This window comes from Bacillus sp. EKM202B (assembly GCF_011066025.1).
Classification (GTDB): Bacteria; Bacillota; Bacilli; order Bacillales; family Bacillaceae_G; genus Bacillus_A; species Bacillus_A toyonensis.
This window is the reverse complement of the sequence record NZ_JAAMNK010000003.1, coordinates 197,915-214,717: the sequence shown is the minus strand read 5'-3', so window position 1 is coordinate 214,717 and position 16,803 is coordinate 197,915. Positions and strand designations below refer to the sequence as shown.

17 protein-coding genes and 2 pseudogenes are annotated in these 16,803 nt (G+C 34.0%); 15 read left to right on the top strand and 4 right to left on the bottom strand.

The window, feature by feature from the left end:
- Positions 1-40 precede the first annotated feature (40 nt).
- A complete protein-coding gene (locus tag G9F74_RS06665) occupies positions 41-262 on the top strand; it encodes a hypothetical protein (protein WP_000459109.1) in 222 nt (73 codons plus the stop codon).
- Between the two features lie 89 nt (positions 263-351).
- Positions 352-798 (top strand): DUF6376 family protein, encoded by a 447-nt coding sequence (locus tag G9F74_RS06660; RefSeq protein ID WP_000695299.1) that lies wholly within the window; start codon positions 352-354, stop codon positions 796-798.
- Between the two features lie 87 nt (positions 799-885).
- Here G9F74_RS06660 and G9F74_RS06655 read toward each other — a convergent pair whose 3' ends face one another.
- A complete protein-coding gene (locus G9F74_RS06655) occupies positions 886-1,887 on the bottom strand; it encodes a S66 family peptidase (RefSeq protein ID WP_000602822.1) in 1,002 nt (333 codons plus the stop codon).
- A 204-nt stretch (positions 1,888-2,091) separates the two neighbouring features.
- Here G9F74_RS06655 and G9F74_RS06650 point away from each other — a divergent pair, with 204 nt between their 5' ends.
- The gene (locus tag G9F74_RS06650) at positions 2,092-3,045 is read left to right on the top strand and encodes a D-alanyl-D-alanine carboxypeptidase family protein (RefSeq protein WP_001080885.1); all 954 of its coding nucleotides are present in this window, start codon (positions 2,092-2,094) and stop codon (positions 3,043-3,045) included.
- 244 nt (positions 3,046-3,289) lie between these two features.
- A complete protein-coding gene (locus G9F74_RS06645) occupies positions 3,290-3,892 on the top strand; it encodes a nitroreductase family protein (RefSeq protein WP_016108209.1) in 603 nt (200 codons plus the stop codon).
- Between the two features lie 142 nt (positions 3,893-4,034).
- Here G9F74_RS06645 and G9F74_RS06640 read toward each other — a convergent pair whose 3' ends face one another.
- On the bottom strand, positions 4,035-4,205 hold the full coding sequence (locus G9F74_RS06640; protein ID WP_033668495.1) for a hypothetical protein: 171 nt from the start codon (positions 4,203-4,205) through the stop codon (positions 4,035-4,037).
- Between the two features lie 690 nt (positions 4,206-4,895).
- Here G9F74_RS06640 and entFM point away from each other — a divergent pair.
- Positions 4,896-6,173: an enterotoxin EntFM gene (gene entFM, locus G9F74_RS06635; RefSeq protein ID WP_165406213.1), complete on the top strand. Its 1,278-nt coding sequence runs from the start codon at positions 4,896-4,898 to the stop codon at positions 6,171-6,173.
- Between the two features lie 96 nt (positions 6,174-6,269).
- Here entFM and G9F74_RS06630 read toward each other — a convergent pair whose 3' ends face one another.
- On the bottom strand, positions 6,270-7,034 hold the full coding sequence (locus G9F74_RS06630; RefSeq protein WP_001194291.1) for an alpha/beta fold hydrolase: 765 nt from the start codon (positions 7,032-7,034) through the stop codon (positions 6,270-6,272).
- A 240-nt stretch (positions 7,035-7,274) separates the two neighbouring features.
- Here G9F74_RS06630 and G9F74_RS06625 point away from each other — a divergent pair, with 240 nt between their 5' ends.
- The 9 genes and pseudogenes from G9F74_RS06625 (at position 7,275) to G9F74_RS06585 (ending at position 15,095) form a co-directional block, all read left to right on the top strand.
- Positions 7,275-9,035 carry an ABC transporter ATP-binding protein gene (locus G9F74_RS06625; RefSeq protein WP_000453895.1) on the top strand — a complete coding sequence of 587 codons (1,761 nt, stop codon included), beginning with the start codon at positions 7,275-7,277 and terminating at the stop codon, positions 9,033-9,035.
- A gap of 86 nt (positions 9,036-9,121) precedes the next feature.
- Positions 9,122-9,799 (top strand): envelope stress response regulator transcription factor HitR, encoded by a 678-nt coding sequence (gene hitR / locus G9F74_RS06620; RefSeq protein WP_000612405.1) that lies wholly within the window; start codon positions 9,122-9,124, stop codon positions 9,797-9,799.
- Positions 9,796-10,869, top strand: coding sequence for an envelope stress sensor histidine kinase HitS (gene hitS, locus G9F74_RS06615; RefSeq protein WP_001231633.1), 1,074 nt, complete (start codon positions 9,796-9,798; stop codon positions 10,867-10,869). Before hitR ends, hitS begins: the two co-directional genes overlap by 4 nt.
- 169 nt (positions 10,870-11,038) lie before the next feature.
- A complete protein-coding gene (locus G9F74_RS06610; RefSeq protein ID WP_000818985.1) occupies positions 11,039-11,758 on the top strand; it encodes a 3-ketoacyl-ACP reductase in 720 nt (239 codons plus the stop codon).
- A gap of 149 nt (positions 11,759-11,907) precedes the next feature.
- Positions 11,908-12,312 (top strand): annotated as a pseudogene (locus G9F74_RS06605) (O-methyltransferase); the annotation flags it as partial.
- 149 nt (positions 12,313-12,461) lie between these two features.
- A pseudogene (locus G9F74_RS06600) lies at positions 12,462-12,729 on the top strand (O-methyltransferase); the annotation flags it as partial.
- Positions 12,730-12,863: 134 nt separating this feature from the next.
- Complete coding sequence (locus tag G9F74_RS06595; RefSeq protein ID WP_016108210.1) at positions 12,864-13,736, top strand: aminoglycoside 6-adenylyltransferase; 873 nt, start codon at positions 12,864-12,866, stop codon at positions 13,734-13,736.
- A gap of 117 nt (positions 13,737-13,853) precedes the next feature.
- Positions 13,854-14,684: a peptidoglycan-N-acetylglucosamine deacetylase gene (locus G9F74_RS06590; RefSeq protein ID WP_016108211.1), complete on the top strand. Its 831-nt coding sequence runs from the start codon at positions 13,854-13,856 to the stop codon at positions 14,682-14,684.
- A gap of 69 nt (positions 14,685-14,753) precedes the next feature.
- The gene (locus G9F74_RS06585) at positions 14,754-15,095 is read left to right on the top strand and encodes an SdpI family protein (protein ID WP_000964938.1); all 342 of its coding nucleotides are present in this window, start codon (positions 14,754-14,756) and stop codon (positions 15,093-15,095) included.
- A gap of 48 nt (positions 15,096-15,143) precedes the next feature.
- Here G9F74_RS06585 and G9F74_RS06580 read toward each other — a convergent pair whose 3' ends face one another.
- Positions 15,144-15,752, bottom strand: a complete 609-nt coding sequence (locus G9F74_RS06580) for an NUDIX hydrolase (RefSeq protein ID WP_000141367.1) — start codon at positions 15,750-15,752, stop codon at positions 15,144-15,146.
- A gap of 82 nt (positions 15,753-15,834) precedes the next feature.
- Between G9F74_RS06580 and G9F74_RS06575 the strand changes: the two genes are divergently transcribed.
- Positions 15,835-16,473: a pyridoxamine 5'-phosphate oxidase family protein gene (locus G9F74_RS06575; RefSeq protein ID WP_000510747.1), complete on the top strand. Its 639-nt coding sequence runs from the start codon at positions 15,835-15,837 to the stop codon at positions 16,471-16,473.
- The last annotated feature ends 330 nt before the right edge of the window (positions 16,474-16,803 follow it).

Genomic DNA, 16,803 nt, shown 5'->3' with positions numbered 1-16,803 from the left:
ACTGAGCCATAGTGAATGTAAAGTTGGAGGGCGAGTGTATATGTTTGATGAGGATGGGATTGTTTTAATTATGGAACCAGCTGATGAAAGAAACTTGAGGAGATTTATTTTTACAGTGCCAAAGTCAGTTTATGAAAAGAAGGGGCTGTCATTACACTATGGAACAGCTATAGGACAAGGATATATGGATATAATTGAAGATATTATTAGCGTACATATAGAAATTGATGTTGTAACAATAATAGGGCATGTAAGTGGGTAAATTGCTATTTGAAAAAAGGTTATAAGCAATTAAGCTAGAAGTTATGAAGGGAAGCTTACAGACAATTATAAAGACGAAGGGAGTCTAAAATGAAAATAAAATCAACTTTATTAGTATTGATAGTTTCAATTGGTTTAATAGGTTGTTCGATAGTAGAGGAAGGAAAGAACTCATTAGATTATGCTCAAAAGGCAACAGACTATGTGAATGAAATAAGCGCATTTGCAAATGAAGCTCCAGCGTTAGCGGAAAAGGCTGTTAATGATAAAGAAGCCCGAAAAGAATTGGAAGCGAAGCTAAATGAAATTAAACAAGATATACCAGCTTTTAATGAATTAACACCACCAGATGTTGCGAAGGATCTTCACCAACAAATCGTCGGATATAATGAAAAGTTAAATACATTAATTGATACGTCTATGAAGAAGGTAGAGGAAGGGAAAATTGATGTAGAGCAATTTAAAAACTCTGAGCTTATGCAGACGATGGATCAAGTGCGAGATTTGAAAGATAAGATACAAAATTTAGGTCAATAATGAAAAGCTCCGTTTTTCATAAACGGAGCTTTTCATTGTTTTCTAACGGTAAGTTCATTATATTTTCTTCCTATAATATAAGTGTGCTTAGACCGTCCATTTTTCTAAAATATGTATCGTTTTATTGGTCGCATCCAACTTAATTGGAATACCTATGGGCATAGTGATCATTGGATGCGTATGACAACAATCAAAGTCAGCTAGAAAAGGGATTCTTTGATTTTGTAGTACTTCTAATAGTATTTCGTAAGGTTTTCGATTCGTACCGCAATCATCAAATTGCTCATGTTTTCCAAGAATGATACCAGAGACTTTATCAAATACTCCGTTAAGTTTAAGTAAGGAAAAGCTTCTTTCAATAGTAGCTGCATCTTTTGAGCTATCTTCAATAAATAGAATATCACCTTCTTGAATAGGTGGCATATAAGGACTACCCCAAATTCCTTGTATTGTATTTAAGTTCCCGCCAATCATACGCCCAGTAGCTTGTCCATTCGTTACAGAAATCCAATTATTTGGTCTAAGTTCTTTTTCTTTCATTTTTTCTTCCCAATTAATAAATTCATCTGACCAAAATAACGGTTGCTTTATATTGTAAGGAAGAGGTTGATCGTTTAGTAATGTTTCTGAAAAATATTTGTATGTGTCATCTACAAAAGGCTCAAATTCTCCAAAAGAAGGAACGAGTGCAGGACCGTAAAATGTAGGAGTTCCTGTTTTTGCATAAATTCCTAGTAATAAAGCTGATACGTCGGAATATCCAATCATTATTTTAGGGTTATTTCGAAAAGTATCATAATCGATATAAGGTAATAATGAATTGGAATTCATCCCACCAATTGTTGACATGATACAAGAAATATTTGGATTTCTTATCAAATCATTTAGTTCATCAGCACGCTCTTGTATGCTGCCAGAACGATAATAATCATATTGATTTGTAAGTGAACCTTCCAATATATGAAACCCTTTCTGTTTTAAGTAAGATTTTGCTCGTTCAAACCTTTTTGGGGAAGTGTAGGTTGCTGGTGAAGAGGGCGAATAAATCCCAATAGTATCGCCGTATTTTAATGGTTTTGGAAGTATCATTTGTATGAATCCTTTCTATTAAATAGTTTGTTTATGAATTTATCATTGAATATTCTTATATTTCAGTATTCATAGTGTAACATAAATAGATTGAAATAATAATTGTTGTATATGAATAAATATACTTTTTACCTTGACGATATGCAGGAATTGTTGTTATGGTTGACTGTGAGTGTATAAAAGGTTTGCTAAAGGAGTTTTGAAATGAATCGGTTGAAATGGGGAAGAGTAACAATCCTATTAGTCATTATTTTAGGGATATGTTGGTTCTTATTCCAAGGAACTCAAAAGAGTACAACAAATGTAGAGGGACCACCTTTACAAGTGGCAGAGCTACCTAAAACTGGGTTAACTGAAAAAGTAGTTCCGTCAAAGTACATCCCACCAAAAGTTGATGCAAAAGCAGCTATGATTATCGATGCGAGTAATGGAGATGTTATTTATCAACATAACGAAAATGAAGCTTTTGCGCCAGCTAGTATGTCTAAGATGATGACAGCGTACCTTTTATTAGAGAGTGTACATAATGGGAAAGTTCGCTGGGAAGATCCGGTGAAAATGAGTGAGAAAGCAGCGCAAACAGAGGGTGCGAGAATCCCAGTCCAAGTGAATGACACATTGACTGTGAAAGACTTGTACCATGCATTAATGATTGAATCGGCAAATAATTCGGCGGTGGCGTTAGCAGAACATATGGCAAAGACGGAGAAAGATTTCGTTCAACTTATGAATGCAAAAGCGAAACAGTTAGAAATGTCGGAACATGCTAAATTCGCAAATGCATCAGGGCTACAAGAGCCTGATGGAAGTGAGACTAAGATGACAGCTGCCGATGTAGCAAAACTGGCGTATCATCTTATAAAAGATTATCCGGAGATATTAGAAGTGACTCACTTACGTCAAAGTCAGTTAGCATTTAATAATATTAATGTTATCAGTACAAATGACATGCTAAACAAAAATAATAAAAGTTTATATATAGAAGGAATAGACGGATTAAAAACAGGATTTACAGATAGTGCAGGGTACTGTTTTACAGGTACTGCAAAACAAGGAGATACTCGAATTATTACAGTAGTCATGGGGACTTCCAGTAAAACAAAACGTTTTACAGAGACGAATAAGTTAATGTCATATACATTTGGATTAGTTAATTAAGTAAAATGCTAAGTTAGAACATTACATGAGGAAGGCAGTTTATTGTTACTTATTTTTAGTAACGATAAACTGCTTTTTTATTTAAAACACGGGAAGTAAAAAGGTAAAAAATGTGAGAGTTATTATTTGAGTTTATCAATGTTTGTTGATAGTATAAAGTTATAAACTTATTAATAATAAGTTTGAAGGGGCGTTGTATGATGTATACATATGAAATAGCCTCAATTGAAAATTGGAGGGAATTATGATGGCAAAAGATTTTTACTCAGCAATTGAAGACAGAAGATCTATTTATGCAATTAGTAAAGAGCAAGTAGTTTCTGATGAGAAAATTCAAGAAGTGATTTATCATGCTGTAAAACATACACCTTCAGCTTTTAATTCTCAAAGTGCTCGTGTTGTTGTTTTGTTAGGAGAACAACATGATAAATTATGGGATCTTACGAAAGAAACATTACGGAAAATTGTACCTGAAAATAACTTTGCACCTACAGAAGAAAAAATGAATGCATTTAAAAGTGGTTATGGAACGGTTTTATACTTTGAAGACAGTGAAGTAGTGGAAGGGCTTCAAGAAAAATTTGCACTATATAAAGAGAACTTTCCAACTTGGTCACAGCAATCCTCAGGGATGTTACAATTTGCAATTTGGACAGCTTTAGAAATTGAAGGATTTGGTGCTACATTGCAACATTATAATCCATTAATTGATGAAAAAGTAAGAAAAGAATGGGATGTTCCAGAAAACTGGAAACTCACTGCGCAAATGCCATTTGGTAAACCAGTAGTACTTGCTGGCGAAAAAAAGTTCCAACCATTAGAAAATCGTGTGAAAATTTATAAATAAGGTAGAAATAATAAAAGGTGAACAGGGATACGACCTGTTCACCTTTTATTATCCCGCATTAACGGCCCGCAAACGCCCGATTGGTGAAGGATAATAATTAGTGGGAGATGCAAAAAATTCTTACTACTTATAAAGTTTCACTTTATAAGTAGTAAGGATTTTTTTGTTGGCAATTTTTCATCTGATTTTTCAATTCTTTTTTACGTGTTTCAATAGTTGATATTTTTTGTAATGTTATAAATGAAACGAACTGAAAAGAGGCGTAGTATAATTCTATATTTTTGTTTATGTGATCGTCTATTATGTTTTTCACAAATGCACCTCCTTGTTCATTACTAGTAAGACTACAATTTGGAATGGTGGAAGTCGGCAGTCCTTAAATTCCTATTGCACATCTCTTTGTTGATAAGAGTTTCATATTATATGATTATATAAATAATAACGGAAATATTTCAAAAATTCCATAGTTAGTAAAAAATAAATAGTCAATGGAGTGTGTATTTTCTTTAACATAGAATGAGGTTTTGAGAACTAAATCTTACAATTCGTCAAATTATTTAAAAAACATAGATCGTATAGGAAATTAGTTTTCTGAAAATATTATACTATTGATTAATTAAGTAATTTTTGCCATGATAAGAGTACGCTTCATGTAATTCATTTTATCAAGAAAACACATAGTTTGTTTTGTATTCGTTAATAAATTTTTTTATTGGATAGAAAATAAGTATTCTATATTGAGATAATGAATGGAATGTCGGATTTTCATGCGATACATAAGAAATTTGAAGAAAATCGTTGCAAAATTACTATGTTTAATGATAAAGTTCACATGAAGTTCACACGGAATTCACTTCATGCATTTAAAATGAAATACGTGTGAAAAATAAAACTCTTGTTAAAAAATGGAACTTGATGAATATTTTACTTTGATAATATTGTAAAGTATTAAGTTTATATGTTTTTTTAAGAGGATAGTAGGGAAAGGAAGTAAAGACAACTTATGAAAAAAGTAATTGCAGGTTTAGCAGCAGCTTCAGTAGCAGGTGTTGCAGTTCCAGGTATGGATTCTGCTCATGCACAAGTTTCGAACGAAGCGCTAAAAGAAATTAATGGACAAACTCAAACACGAACTCAAACGACTGTAACTGAAACAAAAAAAGTAGAAACAACTTCTGAATTAAAATACACAGTAACTGCTGATGTATTAAATGTTCGTTCAGGTGCTGGTACAGGACATAACGTTATTTCTAAAGTAAAACAAGGTCAAGTACTACAAGTAATTGGACAAGAAAACGGTTGGTTCAAAGTAAGTGTAAACGGCCAAACAGGTTATGTAAGTGGTGACTTCGTAACAACTGGTGGTAACAAAGGAACAACTGTTCAACAAGGAACAGGTACTTACACAGTAAACGTTTCTTCACTTAACGTACGTACAGGCCCAAGTACTTCTCATACAGTATTAGGTTCTGTAAATAAAGGGAAAACAGTACAAGTTGTAGGTGAAGTACAAGATTGGTTTAAAATCAACTTCAACGGTGGAACTGGATACGTAAGCAAAGACTTCGTAACAAAAGGTGGTTCTGCTGTATCTAACGAAACACAAAAACCAACTACAAACAACAACAATACTACTACAGTTCAAACTGGTGGTTCTTATGTTGTTAACACTGGTGCTTTAAAAGTACGTACAGGCCCAGCTACATACAATGCTGTAATTGGTGGGGTAACAAACGGTAAAGTATTAAACGTTACTGGCGCAGAAAATGGTTGGTACAAGATTAACCATAATGGCCGCACAGGTTACGTAAGTGCAGACTATGTTAAGTTTGTAAAAGGTGGAGTGACTGGTGGTAACCAAGGTTCTAACCAAGGTTCTAACCAAGTACAAAAACCAACAGCACCTACAGGTGGAGATACGTCTTCAATCGCTGGATTCGCTAGATCTTTAAATGGTTCACCATACAGAACTGCTGGTACAACACCTGCTGGTTTTGACTGCAGTGGATTCATTCACTACGTATTAAATCAAACTGGTCATAAAGGCGCTCGTCAAACAGTTGCTGGATACTGGAGCTCTAAAACAAAAACTAGTAATCCACAACCAGGTGATTTAGTATACTTCCAAAATACTTATAAATCAGGTCCTTCTCACATGGGTGTTTACTTAGGAAACGGTCAGTTCATTAGTGCAGAAACTGATGCAACTGGTGTACGTATTAGTTCTGTAAGCAACTCTTACTGGAGCAAGCACATTTTAGGTTACACAAAAGCATACTAAGAAAAAGTATTTTATACTTTTCGTATAGAGAAAAGGCTTTCCAAGGAAACTTGGGAAGCCTTTTTATAGTTGAATAAATTGGAAGTTTAGTAGTTTTTATTTTAACTTTCCATTTAAAAATCGATCATATAAGTCATGAAAATAGTTAGGACGAAATAAGTTTGCAGCATGTCCTGCTAAAGGTATTTCCTTATATAGAACGTTTGGCAGAATAGATTTTAAATCAAATAGGCAAGATTTATAGAGATGATCTTGTTCACCCATTACCCATAATATAGGGTGGGGAAGTGATTTTAATTTAGATTTTAAATCGAATTCTAACCGGTGTCGTAATGATTGGGCAATTATGGATGAATGTAATTGTAATCCGAAACGGTAGTAAATATTTCTTGAAATGACTGCGAACGGATTCGCTTTTAATATGCCGCTTGGAAAAATAGTATTTGCGTATTGAGAGAGCCATTTAGAGTATTCGTCTCCTCGCTTCTCCCAAAATTTTTGAAATACGTTATATAAAAGGGATGGATTATTATAATGTCCACCAATATGACAAATGCTTAATACCTTTTCCGGGTGCATTTGTGCAAAAATAGTGGAGATATAACAGCCATAGCTTAAAGCGCAAATATGAGCCTCTGTAATACCTTCTTTTTCATATAATTTCAATAATTGATCTACGAGGCGCTGTAATGAAAATTCAATAGCTTCTCCTTTATCGTCGCCGTGACCTAATAAGTCATAAGTTATAATGTTGTAGGAGGCAGAAAATCGTTTATGCTCTTTTTTGAAGGCACGACGATTGCCAACTAAGCCGTGAATAAAAATGATTGTTTCCTTTTCAGAATGTATATTTGTTTGCAAAAAGGATACTCCTTTCAATAACTGGAGATTTATATAGTATTTTAAATTAGTTATCTATAATTCACATACAATAATATTAAGTACCAGGTAATAATATCAGATGTTTATATCTGTTGTAAAGATGAGTTTTTATGTATATTTTGTAAAAATAGAAAAAGTGTGTTTACATTCAGTTTACATTTGTACTGTATTCTAGTTTTAGAAAGAGCAGTTTGGCTTAACACGAGGAGATGAACAGGAATGGAAGTTAGAAATGAAATGAAGAAAAAAGGAAGTTGGAGGCAGTTTTTACGCCTTATTCGAGATACAAATCCTCCGAAAGGGATTCTTGTTTTTGCATTGTTAATGAGTTTGCTTTCTACAGGAGCGAGTTTATTTATTCCGATGTTAACAAAAGGATTAGTAGATAATTTTTCGCTTTCGTCAATTAGTACAGGACAAATTGTTGGGCTAGTTGCCTTCTTTGTCATGCAAACCATTGCTGCAGGATTGTCTATTTATTTACTAAATTATATTGGGCAGAAGATTGTAGCTGGACTGAGAGAACGTTTGTGGAAAAAGGTGCTTGTTTTACCAGTATCTTATTATGATCAAAATAGAACAGGCGATACGATTAGCCGTATGACAAATGATACAGGTGTTGTGAAAACATTAATTTCTGAGCACTTGTCAAATTTATTAACAGGCGGTATTTCAATTGTTGGATCATTAATTGTATTATTTGTTTTAGATTGGAAAATGACAGCTTTACTCTTAACGGTTATTCCGTTGTCTGTATTAATTTTAGTTCCTCTTGGACGAAAAATGTATAAGATTTCAAAAGCGCTTCAAGATGAAACAGCATCTTTTACAAGTGTGTTAACACAGGTGTTATCAGAAATTCGTTTAGTGAAATCTTCAAATACAGAAAAAAGAGAATATGAGACAGGTAATACAGGGATACAAAAGTTATTGCAATTTGGTTTAAAAGAAGGAAAAGTGCAAGCATTAATTTCACCAGTTATGTCGTTTGTTTTAATGGCACTGCTTGTTATTATCGTAGGCTATGGTGGAATGCGAGTTTCTAGTGGTGCATTAACAACAGGTGAACTTGTAGCATTTATTTTATATTTAGTTCAAATTATTATGCCAATGAGCCAGTTATCTATGTTCTTTACACAATTCCAAAAGGCAATTGGTGCAACGGAAAGAATTAATGCGATTTTAGAATATGAAGTAGAAGATCATGAAACTGGTGTGAAGGTTTCGAATGCTAAGCAGTCGATAGTTCTTGAAAATGTACATTTTGAGTATAACGAAGATGAGAAAGTATTGAACAATATTGATTTCACAATTGAATCTGGAAAAGTAACAGCGATTGTAGGTCCAAGTGGTAGCGGAAAAACAACTTTATTTTCATTATTAGAACGTTTTTATGAGCCAACTGGTGGTGCTATTAAATTAGGAAAAGAATCAATTACGAGCTATTCATTGCAGTCATGGCGACGTCAAATTGGTTATGTATCACAAGATAGTCCGTTAATCGATGGAACGATTCGTGATAATATTTGTTACGGTGTTGAGGGCGAAGTGACGGATGCAGAAATTGAAAAAGTAGCAGCTATGGCATATGTTGATGCATTTATTCATGATTTACCAAATGGATATGCAACAGAAGTTGGAGAGCGCGGTGTGAAGCTTTCTGGAGGACAAAGACAGCGAATTGCGATTGCCCGAGCATTACTTCGAAATCCGCAAATTCTTATGTTAGATGAAGCAACTTCAAGTCTAGATAGTAAATCCGAGTCTGTCGTTCAAAAGGCATTAAATAACTTAATGAAAGGCAGAACAACTTTAGTTATTGCACATAGGCTTTCTACGGTTGTAGATGCGGATAAAATTATCTTTATTGAAAAAGGGAACCTTACAGGAAGCGGTACGCACGATGAATTATTACGTACACATGACATGTATCGTGAGTTTGCAACGCAACAATTGAAAATTAAAGAGGGTGCATTATAAAATGAATAATCAGTGGAGGTTGTACTCCGCTGATTATTCATTTTAAAAAAATATAAAAGATGCTTAGTAGAAAGGAAATGGTTCCTTTGATACCTAAAATTTTAATAGTAGACGACGATCCACATATTAGAGAACTCGTTTCTGTTTTTTTAGAGCGGGAAGGCTTTCAAACATATGAGGCAATTGATGGCATAGATGCACTTAGGAAAATGGACGAAGTAAAAGTCGATATGGTTATTCTTGATATCATGATGCCAAATATGGATGGATTTGATGTATGTTTTGAATTAAGAAAATACTATGATATCCCGGTTCTGATGCTAACTGCCAAAGGAGAAACATCACAAAAAGTAAAAGGATTTCACCTTGGGACAGATGATTATCTCGTAAAACCATTTGATCCTATAGAATTAGTAGTGAGAGTAAAGGCGTTACTGAAACGTTACCAAATTACAGTATCGCAATCGATTCAAGTTGGAAATGTACTGTTAAACCGTAAAACGTTTGAAGTGACACTGGGGGAACAAACGGTTACGTTACCGCTAAAAGAATTCGAGTTACTTTTTACATTAGGATCTAAGGCGGGAAGAACTTGTTCGAGAGAGCAATTGATTGAAGAAATATGGGGATATGATTTTGAAGGGAATGAACGTACACTAGACGTTCATATTAATCGGTTACGTGAGAAGTTTCAAGAAGAGAAGTCGAAATTTAGTATTAAAACAATAAGAGGTTTAGGGTATCGCTTAGAGGTAAGTAAATGAGAAAAAGAAAACGAATGAGTAAGTTGAAGATGCTGAAAGTATTTGGAGCGGTATTAGCTCTCTTTACTTTTCTTACTATCATTTGGTCTATCGCATTTTATGTAGCAACTAGTTTATTGAATGCTTTTGACGTAAATGTATCGCCGTTTGTTGCCTTTCTAATTAGTGATATGGTCGGTTTTGTATTTATTATTCTTATTTGGACATTAATTGGAATATTAATGAGGCCAAAACGAGAGGCAATGATTTGGACTATTATTGAACCGATACAAAAAATTGCAAAAGGAGACTTCTCCGTAAAAATACGAAATGAAGAAAAGTATGATGGAGAAATTGGCGTGCTCGTAAAAAGTATAAATGATATGACAGATGAACTGAATACGATGGAGAAAATGAGACAAGAGTTTGTATCAAATGTTTCTCATGAAATACAGTCACCATTAACTTCTATAAAAGGATTTGCTAGAGCACTACAAGATGATAATCTTTCTGAGGAAAAAAGAAAGCATTATCTTACCATTATTGAAACTGAAACAACGAGATTATCTAAACTAAGTCAAAACTTATTGAAGCTAACTCTTTTAGAATCCGAAGAGTATACACCAGAAAGAGTGAGCTATCGATTAGATCAACAGTTAAAGCAAATTGTATTAAATAGTGAACCACTCTGGGCTGAAAAAGAAATTGAATTAGATCTTGATTTAGAGAAAGTCCATGTAACTGCAGACCAAGAAAGTATGAGTCAAGTGTGGATTAATTTAATTCATAATAGCATTAAATTTACTCCAAGCGGTGGTACGATCACTATTCAGTTAAAGGAACATGAGACAGTAGTGGAAGTGCGTATCTGTGATTCAGGAATTGGTATATCAGAAGAACAGAAACAACATATTTTTGAGCGTTTTTATAAAGCGGATTCTTCACGAAATCGTGCCTATGGAGGAAGTGGCTTAGGTTTAGCTATTGTAAAAAAAGTACTTGATCTTCATGAAGGAGAAATAAAAGTCGAGAGTGAGGAAGGAAATGGTACAGAATTTATTGTGTGTATTCCTAAATATGAAGAAAAGTAGTGTTAGGTGGAAAGATTTCTAACACTATTTTTCTTTAAAAAGGCATATATAGCTACTATGGTTACCTACAAGTAACCTACGCACATGAAAGTGCATCATTGCCTTTTTACATAAACATAGATACACTTTTAATATGATAAACAACAGAGAAGATTAAGGAGTGTTATACTTGGCAGAATTATTACAAGGTAAAAATGCTTTAATTACAGGAGCAGGTAGAGGTATTGGTCGTGCTGTAGCGATCGCATTAGCGAAAGAAGGCGTAAATGTAGGTCTTTTAGCTCGTTCAGAAGAAAACTTAAAAGCTGTAGCGAAAGAAGTGGAAGCAGAAGGCGTAAAAGCTGTTATTGCGACTGCTGATGTATCTTCGTATGAAGAGGTAACGACTGCAATTGAAACGTTAAAAAACGGTTTAGGGTCTATCGATATTTTAATTAATAACGCTGGTATTTCTAAATTTGGTAAGTTTTTAGAATTAGACGTTGCTGATTGGGAAAAAATCATTCAAGTAAACTTAATGGGTGTATACTATGCAACTCGTGCCGCTTTACCAAGCATGATTGAACAACAATCTGGTGATATTATTAATATTTCATCTACAGCAGGACAAAAAGGCGCGCCTGTAACAAGTGCATATAGTGCTTCTAAATTTGGTGTTCTTGGCTTAACAGAATCGTTAGCGATGGAAGTTCGTAAACATAACATTCGTGTAACGGCTTTAACTCCAAGTACAGTAGCAACTGATATGGCTGTAGATTTAGGGTTAACTGATGGAAATCCTGATAAAGTAATGCAAGCAGAAGATATTGCAGAGTTTATCGTAGCACAGCTGAAATTAAATAAACGTACATTTATTAAATCAGCAGGACTTTGGTCTACTAATCCGTAAGGGCTACATGTATTAACAAAGAAGGGACATCTATTCTGTAATGGAGTGGGTGTTCCTTCTTTATTTTTTGTATATAAAACGGAATTTTCGGTATAATCAAGTGTGAATGGTAGAAAAGCATAAAAAAACTTTAAGGGGATGGTATATACATGAGTACGATTGAGAAATGGTCGGCTGTTGATCAATATATGAGTGATGTATTAATACCGAAAGATTCTACATTAGAAAGGGTCCTTCAAGCAAACGCTGCAGCTAATTTACCGGCACATGATGTATCGCCAACGCAAGGGAAGTTTTTGCAACTATTAGTACAAATTCAAGGAGCTCGAAACATTTTGGAAATTGGTACTCTAGGCGGATATAGCACGATATGGATTGCAAGGGGCTTACCATCTGGAGGACAAGTTGTTACATTGGAAGCAAATGAAAAACATGCAGAAATTGCACGTAGCAATATTGAACGTGCTAATTTGAATGATAAAATTGAAATACGAACAGGATTAGCGTTAGATTCTTTACAACAAATAAAAAATGAGCAGTATGAACCTTTTGATTTTATCCCGCATTAACGGGCAGTAAGACTCCCACCTCAAAGGTAGGCTAGAGCAAAGAAGTTAGGTGGGAGATCAACTGCCCGTAAACGCCCGATTGGTTCAACTAATAATCAGTGGGGATGAACACCCCCCACTGATTAAAGTTTCACTTTATTTTCATAGATGCTGATAAACAAAATAATCCGACTTATTTTTGAATGGGCACTGAAACTATCACGCCCTGGTACCGTAATTATTGGGGATAACGTAGTACGTGAAGGAGAAGTTATTGACAATACTAGCAGTGATCCTCGTGTACAAGGGATACGTCGTTTCTATGAATTGATAGCTGCAGAGCCGCATGTAAGTGCTACAGCGCTTCAAACTGTCGGAAGTAAAGGATATGATGGATTTGTAATGGCAGTCGTAAAAAAATGATGTAAGGGGATAAATAGAATGAAAAAGAGGTTTGAAAAATTATAACGTGTATCGTGTACAATACAGTTAGCGCGTGGGCCTCCTATATACATAACACTATATTTTATATTAAAAAATTGGAGGTTAGTAAGTAGATGAGAACTGAAAAAGAAATGCTAGACTTAATTATAAATACAGCAAAAGAGGATGAAAGAATTCGAGCTGTCATCATGAATGGATCGCGTGTAAATCCAAATGTGAAAAAAGATTGTTTTCAAGATTATGATATTATGTATGTTGTGAATGATATACAATCTTTTATATCTAATCATAATTGGATTCATAGATTTGGAGAAATAATGATTGTACAAATGCCGGAAGAAATGTCATTAATTCCAGCAGATGAAGACGGGAAGTTTCCGTATTTAATGCAGTTCATGGATGGGAATCGGATTGATTTAACACTAGTTCCAGTTGAGTTAATAAAAAAGTTCGTTGGAAAAGATAGTTTAAGTAAACTGCTTCTTGATAAAGATAATTGTCTGGGAGAATTCCCACCAGCAAGCGATAAAGATTACTTAGTAAAAAAGCCTACGGAAAAAGAGTTTTTAGATTGCTGTAATGAATTTTGGTGGTGTAGTACAAATGTAGGAAAAGGGTTATGGCGCGAGGAGCTTTCTTATGCGAAAGGAATGCTTGAAGGCCCAATGCGAGATATGTTGGTTGTAATGCTAGAGTGGCATATTGGTATGAAAACAAAGTTTACAGCTAATGCTGGGAAGTTTGGGAAGTATTTCGAACAATATGTTGAAAAAAATGTCTGGGAGCAGTTTAAAAGGACATTTTCAAATGCAGAGTATGAAAATATTTGGGATTCATTTTTCATAATGGGTGATTTATTTAGGAAAGTTGCGAACGAAATTGCTAACACTTATGAATATCAATATCCGCAAGATGATGATGACAAAGTGACGAGTTATTTAAAGCATGTAAGAAAATTACCGAAAGATAGTAAAGTAATTTATTAAGTATATAAATCAGTAAGACTGTCCTAATTACGGACAGTCTTATTTTTGTTCAGGAATCAGAATTTCTCTAACAAAGTACAGATGAAACACATATGAAATTTTAGGGAGGTTTTTATCATGTATTATTTTTATTCACCAGAAATGTTCGTTCCATTTCCTTTAGGGCTAGAACGTAATATTTCGTACGCTTATATGCCATATCATTCATTTTATTATGGAGACTATGTAAATGCGCTACCATACGCATTACATGTTCCTCAAAATTATGAAGCACAAATGAAAGAAGCGGATCGTGGATCATGGACACCATTTTCATGGGTCGAAAAATATGCGTATGCATTTTCAGGACCATACAATAAAGCGGAAGTAGCTCTTACATTTGATGATGGACCAGATTTAGTATTTACGCCAAAAATTTTAGATAAGTTAAAACAACATAATGTGAAAGCTACTTTTTTCTTGCTCGGTGAAAATGCAGAAAAGTTTCCGAACGTAGTAAAGCGTATTGCAAATGAAGGGCATGTAATTGGTAATCATACGTATAGTCATCCAAATTTAGCGAAAGTAAATGAGGTTGAGTACCATAATCAAATTATAAAAACGGAAGAAATATTAAATCGGTTAGCTGGTTATGCACCGAAGTTTATACGTCCGCCGTACGGTGAAATACTTGAAAATCAATTGAAGTGGGCAACAGAGCAAAAATTTATGATTGTACAGTGGAGTGTCGATACAGTTGATTGGAAAGGGGTAAGTGCTGATACAATTACAAATAATGTGTTAGGGAATTCATTTCCAGGTAGTGTCATACTTCAGCATTCAACTCCAGGTGGACATTTGCAAGGATCTGTAGATGCGCTAGACAAAATCATTCCACAGTTGAAAACGAAAGGAGCACGCTTTGTAACACTTCCAAGTATGTTCCAGACATCTAAAGAGAGAAAATGAAAATGTTAATAATTGGAACATGGATGATTATATAGTATAATGAAGGTATAAATTAGGGGGTGGATATAATTGTTGTATGCACTAGTAAACATAGGAATAAGCATGTTGATCGGTATTATATTTATACTTGCCGCACGTATTCTTCAAAAAAATCCACCGACAGATATTAACGCAGCATATGGTTATCGTACGAAACGGTCTATGAAAAATAAGAAGTTATGGGATGCAGGTAACAAGTATAGTGCAGAAGTGATGAAGAAAAACGGATTCATCATGATATTAATTGGAAGTGTTATTAGTATACTGTTTAGATATCCACATACAATAATAGCGATTATGGTGGTTATGCTGTTATTAATCATTCGTTTATTTATACAAGTAGAGAATAGATTAAAGATACTTGAACAATAGTAAAAAAATAGGACTCTGCGCAATATTATGCTAGGAGTCCTATTTTATTTATAAACTATTATTTTTTAAGAATTCTTTTCCTTGCTCTATAACAAATTCATAGTATGTAAGATCATACGGATAAATATCTTCAAATGTTATTGTAATTGGTTTATTGTTTAAAACAGAAATAGCCGAAAAAGATGAAATCTCTCTTTTTAATAGTTGTAGAAAAGCAGTTGCACGTACTTTCATCACATCGTCTACTTCATCACCTGGTGCAAATGGAAGAGGCTTTATTACGTTGTGAAAATACATATGACAAAACTCACGATCAGTAAGATTTGAAATTTCATAATCTATTTTATAGATTCCTTTGTATGTTAAATCAGTCGTTTGAAAGGAAAGCCCCAATTCTTCTTCGATTTCACGAAGGCCGCCAATTTGTACATCTTCATCATGCATAATATGTCCAGCTGAAGTAATATCCCATATACCCGGAGCTTCTTTTTTATTTTTAGAGCGTAATTGGAAATATAAGAACATATCTTCATCATCTTTTTCTATAAACCAGCAATGGAATGTTTCGTGCCAATCACCGTCACGATGCACTTCATCACGTAATTTCTTTCCAAGTGTATTTTTTTCAGAATCAAATATCGTTAACCACTCTGTCATTTTAATTCCCCTTTCTGCAAATTTTATTATACAATATTTGTATTGAATTTTGGGAAAATAAAGAAAAAAAGGGTGGTTGTAAATGGGGATAGAAAGTAAGGAAATAAAATCGATTATTTCAACAGAGGAAGAATTACGACAAATATTGGGGCAACCAAGTGAGCGAGCTTTGAAAAAAGTTATTTCATCACTTGATCATCATTGTGTAGATTTTCTGTCTAAATCTCCTTTTCTAGTATTATCTACTGCAAATAAATTAGGAGAGTGTGATGCTTCGCCAAGAGGGGATGCACCTGGATTTGTATATGTATTGAATAAAAATAAAATTATCATTCCGGAAAGGCCGGGCAATCGTCGTATAGACTCCATTTTAAATATTATTTCAAATTCGCACGTAGGGTTAATCTTTCTTATTCCTGGTCTTGGGGAAACACTCCGAATAAACGGTAAAGCATATATTACAAACGATGAAGAAATTTTGAAAGAGATGCAGGCGAATGGACGTAATCCGTTACTTGGAATTGTTGTTGAAATAGAAGAATGCTACATTCATTGTGCAAAAGCTTTTATTCGTTCTAAGATGTGGGATCCAGAATCTTGGTTAAATAAAAAAGGGTTACCTTCAGCAGCAAAAATGTTGTTGGAGCATGCGAAAGTGAATACTTCAGAAGAAGATGTTGCACGTTCTTTAGAAGAAAGTTATACGAAAAGATTGTATTAAAAATCCTTTATTAGTATAGTTTTAAAAGGAAGAGATCTACTCGTTTTAGAATGGAATACTTTTATGTGAAACATTAATTTACAAGTTGGGAAATTACGAAATAGGTAAATAGATTGGCCGGTATAAAATATTATTGTGAAATATAATAAAAAATGATCTTGAAAATAGTTAATAAAAATAGGCTTGCTTTTTAAAAATTTGATAACTATAATAAGTTAACAAATAGACATGAACGAAAAAGTAATGACAAGGACACGAAATCATTTTTACGGTTTACAGAGAGGGAAGTCAAGGGTGTGAGCTTCCTAACACGAGAAATGATTTTACCAC

Coding starts and splice junctions, on each gene's coding strand:
- G9F74_RS06665 (WP_000459109.1), top strand. CDS start 41: ATGTTTGATGAGGATGGGATTGTTTTAATTATGGAACCAGCTGATGAA.
- G9F74_RS06660 (WP_000695299.1), top strand. CDS start 352: ATGAAAATAAAATCAACTTTATTAGTATTGATAGTTTCAATTGGTTTA.
- G9F74_RS06655 (WP_000602822.1), bottom strand. CDS start 1,887: ATGATACTTCCAAAACCATTAAAATACGGCGATACTATTGGGATTTAT.
- G9F74_RS06650 (WP_001080885.1), top strand. CDS start 2,092: ATGAATCGGTTGAAATGGGGAAGAGTAACAATCCTATTAGTCATTATT.
- G9F74_RS06645 (WP_016108209.1), top strand. CDS start 3,290: ATGATGGCAAAAGATTTTTACTCAGCAATTGAAGACAGAAGATCTATT.
- entFM (WP_165406213.1), top strand. CDS start 4,896: ATGAAAAAAGTAATTGCAGGTTTAGCAGCAGCTTCAGTAGCAGGTGTT.
- G9F74_RS06625 (WP_000453895.1), top strand. CDS start 7,275: ATGGAAGTTAGAAATGAAATGAAGAAAAAAGGAAGTTGGAGGCAGTTT.
- hitS (WP_001231633.1), top strand. CDS start 9,796: ATGAGAAAAAGAAAACGAATGAGTAAGTTGAAGATGCTGAAAGTATTT.
- G9F74_RS06595 (WP_016108210.1), top strand. CDS start 12,864: ATGAGAACTGAAAAAGAAATGCTAGACTTAATTATAAATACAGCAAAA.
- G9F74_RS06590 (WP_016108211.1), top strand. CDS start 13,854: ATGTATTATTTTTATTCACCAGAAATGTTCGTTCCATTTCCTTTAGGG.
- G9F74_RS06580 (WP_000141367.1), bottom strand. CDS start 15,752: ATGACAGAGTGGTTAACGATATTTGATTCTGAAAAAAATACACTTGGA.
- G9F74_RS06575 (WP_000510747.1), top strand. CDS start 15,835: ATGGGGATAGAAAGTAAGGAAATAAAATCGATTATTTCAACAGAGGAA.